This is a genomic window from Streptomyces sp. DvalAA-14 (assembly GCF_900091855.1).
GTDB lineage: Bacteria > Actinomycetota > Actinomycetes > Streptomycetales > Streptomycetaceae > Actinacidiphila.
Map to the genome: position 1 here is coordinate 1 of NZ_FMCH01000372.1, position 7,683 is coordinate 7,683.

Consider the following 7,683-nt stretch of genomic DNA (forward strand, 5'->3'; position numbering starts at 1 on the left):
GAACATGCCGGCCGGGAAGGACTGGGTGGCCCCGGGCGAAGGGGCCTGCTCCCAGGGGGAGGTGTACGAACCGAGCGGGAACTCCGCCGAGTCGCCCTCCGGCTCGTCCCTGATGACCGGGATCGACCACTGGGTGATGGCGTCGGCCGGGCCTTCGGACCCGCCCGCACCGCCGGGCCCCGCCGGGCCGTGGGCGCTCAGCGGATCCTCCCCCGGCAGCGGCTCGGGCGGCAGCTGCGCGGCGAAGGAGACGTGCATGGTCTGGTCGGGGTCGTAGTCCCCGCCCCCCGGCACGGGCTGCCACGACCCGGAGTTGCCGGGCGCGCCCGGCCCGTGCGGCTGGTCGGTCATGCCAGGGCCCTCCCGAGCGCTCGGCGGGACAGTGCGGCCACGGTACGCCGCAGCTGGACGGCGGCGGGCGGCAGTTCGACCCCCGGTTGGTCGGGGATGCAGGCGGCGGCCACGTACTCCCCGAAGGCGGTGCACGCCTCGGGTGCCAGGCTCCGCTCGCCGTCCCAGTCGATCAGCCCGGCCACCCAGTGCTCGGCCTCCAGCGGGCGCAGCGGCACCGGGGCGACCGCGCCGACCGCGCAGCGCACTTGGCGCCGGGCCGGGTCCACCACCAGCGCCACGGACGCGATCGCGCGGCCGGGGCCGGTGCGGCCGGTGGCTTTGAGGAAGGTCTGCGGGGCGTGCAGCAGCGGGATGCGGACGAAGGCCAGCAGCTCGCCGGGGCGCAGCGGGTCCATGCCGGTGAGCAGGTGGCTGACCGGCAGTTCGCGGTCGCCCTCGGGGCCGGCCAGGATCACGCCGGCCTCCAGCGCGGCCAGCACCGGCAGCGCGTCGCCGGTGGGGGCGGCCGAGACGATGTTGCCGCCCAGGGTGCCGGCGTTGCGGATCTGCGGCGGGCCGGCCGAGCGGGCGGCGGCGGCCAGCGCGGGGATCAGCGCGGCGAAGTCGGGGCGGCCCATGCGCGCGTGGGTCAGACCGGCGCCGAGCAGCGCGGCCCCGTCGGCGTACTGCCAGCCGCGGATCTCGCTGATCCGGCCGAGGCCCACCAGCGCGGCGGGGCGCAGCTGCCCGGAGTTGACGGACGCCATCAGGTCGGTGCCGCCGGCCACGGGCACGGCGCTGGGCATGGCGGCGAGCGCCTCCACCGCCTCGTCGAGCGAGGACGGCAGCGTGACGTTCTCCGCCGCCTGCTGTGCATACGTGCTCACGCAGCTGCCCCTTCCCGGCCTTCCTCCGTCACGCGGTAGCCGTACCGTACGTGCTGACAGCCCGGACGTGGCAACTCTGGCACATCTTCCGCGGTGGCCGACGCGAGGGTCCACGAAGTACCGATCCGCCCGCCCCGGGGCGAAGATACGGCTGCGCCGGGATTCTCCGCTGTGCCGGAATTGCCATCGTTCGAGGCTGTTGCCACGCTACGCGGACACGGTGTCAGCCCGTCGGGCGGCCTGTGGAAAACTTCCGGGCCGGATCACACGATCGGCGGCGGCCCGGCCTTGGGACGGCCGACGACACCGGGGCGGCGCTGCCAGGGCAGGGGCCCGTCGGCCGGCCGGTACTCCACGCCCAGGGCGTCGAGGCGGGCGTAGTGGGCGGTCATCCGGCGCTCGAAGTCCGGCCAGTCGCGGGCGGCCGGCTCGGGCAGTTCCGACCAGGCGACCTCGGCGAAGGCGGCGAGCCGGGGAAAGGCCATGTAGTCCAGCACGCGGACGGAGTCCATCACCTCGGTCCAGATGTTGGCCTGGGTGCCGATCACCCGCGCGGCCTCCTGCTCGGTCAGCTCCGGCGGGACCGGCTCGAAGCGGTAGACGTCCTCCAGGCCGCGGGCGTGCGCGATCGGCACCGGCTCGTCGGCGGACTCCGACTGCCGCCAGTCCAGGTACACATGGCTCTGCGGGCACATCACCACGTCGTGGCCGGCCCTGGCGGCGGCGATCCCGCCCGCGTAGCCCCGCCACGAGGACACGGCGGCTCCCTCCCCGAGGCCGAATGCCGTCGTACCGCCGCCGGTCGCCGCCTCTTCCTGCCGGGCCTCGGCCCGGTTCCCGCCCTCCAGGATCTCGTCCCAGCCGATGAGCCGCCGGCCGCGCTCGGCGAGCCAGCCGTCGAAGTGCCGGATCAGCCAGCTCTGGAGCTCGTCCTCGTCGGCCAGACCGAGTTCCTTGATCCGCGCCTGGGCGGTGGCCGACTCGCGCCACTGCTCCTTGGGGCACTCGTCGCCGCCGATGTGGACGAAGGTGCCGGGGAACAGGTCGAGCACTTCGGTGAGCACGTTCTCGTAGAAGCGCAGGGTGTTGTCGGTGGGTGCCAGTACGTTGGCATTGACGCCCCAACTGGGGAGGACGGGGAGGGTGGTGGTGTCGATGACGTCGGTGTTGCCCAGTTCCGGGTACGCGGCGATGGCCGCCTGCGAGTGGCCGGGGATGTCGATCTCGGGGACGACGGTGATGTGCCGCTCGGCGGCGTAGGCCACGATCTCCCGGATGTCGTCCTGGGTGTAGTAGCCGCCGTGCGGGCGCTCGTCCCACAGCGGGGACTCCCGCAGGCCCACCTTGGTGCGCTCCCGCCAGGCGCCGACCTCGGTGAGCCGCGGGTAGCGCTCGATCCGCACCCGCCAGCCCTGGTCGTCGGTGAGGTGCAGGTGCAGGACGTTGAGCTTGTGCGCGGCCATCAGGTCCAGGTAGCGCAGCACGACGTCCTTGGGCATGAAGTGCCGCGCCACGTCGAGCATGAAGCCGCGCCAGCCGAAGCGCGGGGCGTCCTGGAGGTGGCAGGCAGGCACCTGCCAGGCGCGGTCGGGGCCGCCCACCGGTGCGCGCCGGAAGGCGTCCGGGCCGAGCAGCTGGCGCAGGGTCTGCGCGCCCCAGAAGACGCCGGCCGGGCCCGCGCCGGTGATCCGTACCCCGGAGACCGGGTCGACCGTGAGCCGGTAGCCCTCGGCGCTGCCCGACGCCCGCTCGTCCAGCGCGAGCCGCACGACCCCGCCGACGGGCCGCTCGCCGGGCGCCGCGGGGGCCAGGGGCAGTCCGGTGGCCGCGCCCAGGGTCGCCCGCAGCCAGCGCGCCGTGGCCTCGGTGCCGGGTTCGGCGACCAGGACGGTCCCGGGAGTGAGCGCGAAGCTCCCGTCGGCGGAATACGTCTGTTTGTGACTGGGGGTGGGGATGAGGTCCATGGAGAACAATCCTGCCCGCCGAACGCCGATTGGCATAGACCAATCGTCGAACAACGACGTCCCGGCGCGCCGGATCCGAGGCCGCCCGGCGCGCCGCACCCGAGGTCGCCGCGCGCACCGGCCCCCGGGCCGAACGCCACGGACCGCCGCCGGAGCGACTGCCGCCGGAGTCACGGACTCCCGCTAGAGCTCCGCCTGCAGCGCCTGCCGCCGACGCGCCTGGAGCCGCCAGGTCAGCACCATCACCGCGCACCAGCTCAGCACCGTCCACGCCAGGTGGGCCACGGCGAGCGCCGACCACTGCCAGCCGGGGACCTGCCCGCGGGCCGCCAGCGCGACCGTGCCGGCCGCCAGCGCACCCCCCACCGCCAGCTGGACGGCCACGATCCGGCCGTAGCGCACCATGCGCCGGGCCAGCCAGTCGCCGTACCACCAGCGTGCCCCGTACAGGATCAGCAGCACCGCGCCGCATCCCGCCACCGCGGCCGTCCCAACGGCCCACGGCGGCCAGTCGTGGTCGCCCCGCGCCCGGTCGGCCACCATCCCGGTGCTGAGCAGCACCGGGATGGGCAGCACCGCGCCCACATGGGCCGCGCCGATCCGCCACAGCCAGTCGTCGCCGGCCAGTTCGGCCCGGGTGGTGGCCCGGATGCCGCGCAGCCGGGCCCGGGGGCCGACGCCCGAGCGCCGGGTGCCGGCCTTCACCAGCACCGCGATCAGGACGAAGGTCGCGGCCAGCACGACCGCGGCGGGGATCAGCTGCCAGCTGTCACCGGTCTCTATCCGGTAGAGCTGCACCGCCCAGAACAGCGCGAGGCCGATGCCGCCGAGCAGCGCCCCGCCCCGCGGCGCGACGAGCTGTCCGGCCTCCACGCCCAGGGTCAGCGCCCGCTCGACGGCCGACTCGTGCTCGGTGCGGTGCCGGCGGGGCAGCCGGCCGGACAGGCCGCGGGTCGCGGACAGCGAACGGGCCAGCGCCACCTGGGCCTCGGCCTCGTAGGGCGCGACCGCCACCGCCCGGCGGGCCGCGGCCACCGCGTCGGGGACCCGGCCCAGGCGCCGGTAGACGTCGGACAGCAGCACCGACGGCTCCCAGCCGTCCGGCTCGACCCCGCCGGCCCGCAGCGCCACCGTCAGCGCGGCGTGCGGCTCGTCCAGCGACAGCAGGACCACGCCGGCCAGCACGAAGACATCCGCCGCCTCGGCGGGTCCGGCCAGGGCCAACGCCCAGTCGACCGCCTCACGGGCCGCGGCCGGCCGCTGCTCCTGGGTCAGCACCCAGGCGCGCAGCAGATAGCCCGCGCTGCCGTTGCGCTCCACAAAGGCATCGCTGACCAGGGTGTGCGCCTCGGCGAACCGGCCCTGGCCGACGAGGACGTGCACCCGCTCACCACTGCTGGCGTCGTCGTCGGGCGGCCCGCCGGGCAGATCCTCGTCGTCGGGCGGGTCCGCCGCGCCGAACACGCCGCCGTCAGCCGTTGCTGCCCTTCCCCGACTTGTCCTTGGCGCCGTCGCCGTCGCCGAACGACATGCCCTCGTAGATCTCCTTGCACATCGGGCAGACCGGATACTTCTTCGGGTCCCGCCCGGGGACCCAGACCTTGCCGCACAGCGCGACGACGGGCGTGCCTTCCAGCGCGCTCGCCATGATCTTGTCCTTCTGGACATAGTGCGCGTAGCGCTCGTGGTCGCCGTCACCGTGGGAGAGCTGCGGAGTCGGCTCGACCAGAGTGCCGGTGCCCGTCCCGCGCTCGGGCTCAAGAGTGCTCATAACCGTCAAGCCTAATTGAGACTCGGATCGTCCGGATACGTGGCCACCATCGCCAGCTTTCCCCGCTGCCGGCGCAGTACCGCACGCCACATCCGCTCCGGGTCCGGCGCGGACAGGTCACCGGGTTCGGACTCCACCAGATACCAGGCGCCGGCCGCCAGCTCCCTGTCCAGCTGGCCCGGTCCCCAGCCGGCGTATCCGGCGAAGATCCGCAGGGATCCCAGTTCGGCGGCCAGCAGCTCCGGGGGCGCCTCCAGATCCACCAGGCCGATGGCGCCGTGCACCCGCCGCCAGCCCAGCGGTCCCGCCTCGCCGTCCGCGCCGGGGCCGCCCGGCACGACGGCCAGGCCGAGCGCGGAGTCCAGGGACACCGGACCGCCCTCGAAGACCACCCCGGGCGCGACGGCCAGCGGCGCCCAGGGCTGCAGGACATCACCGACATCCACCGCGGTGGGGCGGTTCAGCACGACGCCCAGCGACCCCTTCCGGTGGTGGTCGAGCAGGAACACCACGGCCCGCTCGAAGTTGGGGTCCGCCAGCCTCGGGGTGGCGACCAGCAGCCGGCCGGTGAGCGCGGACACCTCGGTCATGGTGCACATGATCCCGCATCCGGGCGGCGCGCGTAGGCTCAACGCCGGGCGTGGGCCCGTCAAACACGGGCAGGCGCTCCAGCGCATTACCATCTCTTCTTGATTCCCGTGCGGCGACCTCCGCCCCGGGCGTCCCCGCTGCCCCCATGCCTCCCCCAAGGCCCGTTCCCAACTGTTCGACCAGTTCCGAGCCGTTCAGAACCGTTCCGAACGATCCTTCCGACGATCGCGAGATCCATGACCGACATCGCCGACGTACTGCTTGTCCATGGCGGAACCCCTCTTGAAGGCGAGATCCGGCTCAGAGGCGCGAAGAACCTCGTGCCGAAGGCTATGGTCGCCGCGCTGCTCGGCAGCGGCCCCAGCAGGCTGCGCAACGTCCCGGAGATCCGCGACGTACGGGTGGTGCGCGGCCTGCTCCAGCTGCACGGCGTGACGGTCGAGAACGGTGACGAGCCCGGCGAGCTGGTGCTGGACCCCACCAAGGTGGAGAGCGCCAATGTCGCCGACATCGACGCCCACGCCGGCTCGTCCCGCATCCCGATCCTGTTCTGCGGCCCGCTGCTGCACCGGCTCGGCCACGCCTTCATCCCGGGCCTGGGCGGCTGCGACATCGGCGGCCGGCCGATCGACTTCCATTTCGACGTGCTGCGGCAGTTCGGCGCGACCATCGACAAGCGGGCCGACGGCCAGTATCTGGAGGCCCCGCAGCGGCTGCGCGGCTGCAAGATCCGGCTGCCGTACCCGTCGGTGGGCTCCACCGAGCAGGTGCTGCTGACCGCGGTGCTGGCCGAAGGCGTCACCGAGCTGGCCAACGCGGCGGTCGAGCCGGAGATCGAGGACCTGATCTGCGTCCTGCAGAAAATGGGCGCGATGATCTCCATGGACACCGACCGCACCATCCGGATCACCGGGGTGGACCGGCTGGACGGCTACACCCACCGGGCCATCCCGGACCGCCTGGAGGCCGCCTCCTGGGCCAGCGCGGCGCTGGCGACCGAGGGTGACATCTACGTGCGCGGCGCCCAGCAGCGGTCGATGATGACCTTCCTCAACACCTTCCGCCGGGTCGGCGGCGCGTTCGAGATCGACGACGAGGGCATCCGCTTCTGGCACCCCGGCGGCCCGCTGAACGCCATCGCGCTGGAGACCGACGTCCACCCGGGCTTCCAGACCGACTGGCAGCAGCCGCTGGTGGTGGCGCTCACCCAGGCGTCCGGCCTGTCGATCGTGCACGAGACGGTCTACGAGTCCCGGCTCGGATTCACCTCGGCGCTCAACCAGATGGGCGCGCACATCCAGCTCTACCGGGAGTGCCTGGGCGGCAGCGCCTGCCGCTTCGGGCAGCGCAACTTCCTGCACTCGGCGGTGGTCTCCGGGCCGACCAAGCTGCAGGGCGCCGACCTGGTCATCCCCGACCTGCGCGGCGGCTTCTCGTACCTGATCGCGGCGCTGGCCGCGCAGGGCACCTCGCGGGTGCACGGGATCAGCCTGATCAACCGCGGCTACGAGAACTTCCTGGCCAAGCTGCAGAGCCTGGGGGCGCACATCGAGCTGCCCCAGTCGGCGGCGACGGCCGCGACCTCGGCGGCCTGACCGCAGCCGGCCGTACGCTGCCGCTCGCCCGCTGCCGGCCCTGCGCCGCCGGCCGTACGCAGACGCGCCGAAGGGCGGCTGTCCCGCACGGGACGGCCGCCCTTCGTGTGTGTCACGCGCCCTCGGCGACTTACTTGCCCTTGGCGGATTCCTTCAGCTTGGAACCCGCGGAGACCTTGACGCTGTAGCCGGCCGGAATGTTGATCGGCTCACCGGTCTGCGGGTTGCGGGCGGTACGGGCGGCACGGTGAGTGCGCTCGAAGGTCAGGAAGCCGGGGATGGTGACCTTCTCGTCACCCTTGGCGACGATCTCACCGACGGTCTCAGCGAACGCGGCCAGGACGGCGTCCGCGTCCTTGCGGGTCACCTCGGCGCGGTCGGCCAGCGCGGCCACCAGCTCACTGCGGTTCATATCTGTACTCCCGTGTTCTTTCTAGCCATGGGGGCGCGAGCTCGAAGCTGTTGCTGTGTGCCTCACTGCCCAGGTGTGCATCCTGCCCCCACATATGGGGGGAAAGCCAATCGCCTGCCCGCGCGAGTCG

General features: G+C 73.4%; 7 protein-coding genes and 1 pseudogene. 1 reads left to right on the forward strand and 7 read right to left on the reverse strand.

Annotated elements, in window-relative coordinates:
* The 6 genes and pseudogenes from GA0115240_RS19205 to GA0115240_RS19230 all read right to left on the reverse strand — a co-directional run.
* Nucleotides 1-351: pseudogene (locus tag GA0115240_RS19205) on the reverse strand (hypothetical protein); the annotation flags it as partial.
* A complete protein-coding gene (locus GA0115240_RS19210) occupies nt 348-1,220 on the reverse strand; it encodes an FAD binding domain-containing protein (protein WP_093737911.1) in 873 nt (290 codons plus the stop codon). The gene GA0115240_RS19210 and the pseudogene GA0115240_RS19205, both read right to left, overlap by 4 nt.
* A 263-nt stretch (nt 1,221-1,483) precedes the next feature.
* On the reverse strand, nt 1,484-3,184 hold the full coding sequence (locus GA0115240_RS19215) for a beta-N-acetylhexosaminidase (protein ID WP_093737912.1): 1,701 nt from the start codon (nt 3,182-3,184) through the stop codon (nt 1,484-1,486).
* Between the two features lie 183 nt (nt 3,185-3,367).
* Entirely contained in the window at nt 3,368-4,648 is a 1,281-nt protein-coding gene (locus GA0115240_RS19220) for a hypothetical protein (RefSeq protein WP_093737913.1), read from the reverse strand.
* A 7-nt stretch (nt 4,649-4,655) separates the two neighbouring features.
* Entirely contained in the window at nt 4,656-4,955 is a 300-nt protein-coding gene (locus GA0115240_RS19225; protein WP_093737914.1) for a DUF3039 domain-containing protein, read from the reverse strand.
* 11 nt (nt 4,956-4,966) lie between these two features.
* Entirely contained in the window at nt 4,967-5,554 is a 588-nt protein-coding gene (locus GA0115240_RS19230; RefSeq protein ID WP_093737915.1) for a YqgE/AlgH family protein, read from the reverse strand.
* Nucleotides 5,555-5,782: 228 nt separating this feature from the next.
* Here GA0115240_RS19230 and murA point away from each other — a divergent pair, with 228 nt between their 5' ends.
* On the forward strand, nt 5,783-7,141 hold the full coding sequence (gene murA, locus GA0115240_RS19235) for a UDP-N-acetylglucosamine 1-carboxyvinyltransferase (RefSeq protein WP_093737916.1): 1,359 nt from the start codon (nt 5,783-5,785) through the stop codon (nt 7,139-7,141).
* A 130-nt stretch (nt 7,142-7,271) separates the two neighbouring features.
* Here murA and GA0115240_RS19240 read toward each other — a convergent pair whose 3' ends face one another.
* Entirely contained in the window at nt 7,272-7,553 is a 282-nt protein-coding gene (locus tag GA0115240_RS19240) for an HU family DNA-binding protein (protein WP_033176253.1), read from the reverse strand.
* Between the last annotated feature and the right edge of the window lie 130 nt (nt 7,554-7,683).

Excerpts from the sequence above, each read along its gene's own strand:
- GA0115240_RS19230 (WP_093737915.1), bottom strand. The coding sequence starts at position 5,554 with ATGTGCACCATGACCGAGGTGTCCGCGCTCACCGGCCGGCTGCTGGTC.
- GA0115240_RS19240 (WP_033176253.1), bottom strand. The coding sequence starts at position 7,553 with ATGAACCGCAGTGAGCTGGTGGCCGCGCTGGCCGACCGCGCCGAGGTG.
- GA0115240_RS19215 (WP_093737912.1), bottom strand. The coding sequence starts at position 3,184 with ATGGACCTCATCCCCACCCCCAGTCACAAACAGACGTATTCCGCCGAC.
- murA (WP_093737916.1), top strand. The coding sequence starts at position 5,783 with ATGACCGACATCGCCGACGTACTGCTTGTCCATGGCGGAACCCCTCTT.
- GA0115240_RS19225 (WP_093737914.1), bottom strand. The coding sequence starts at position 4,955 with ATGAGCACTCTTGAGCCCGAGCGCGGGACGGGCACCGGCACTCTGGTC.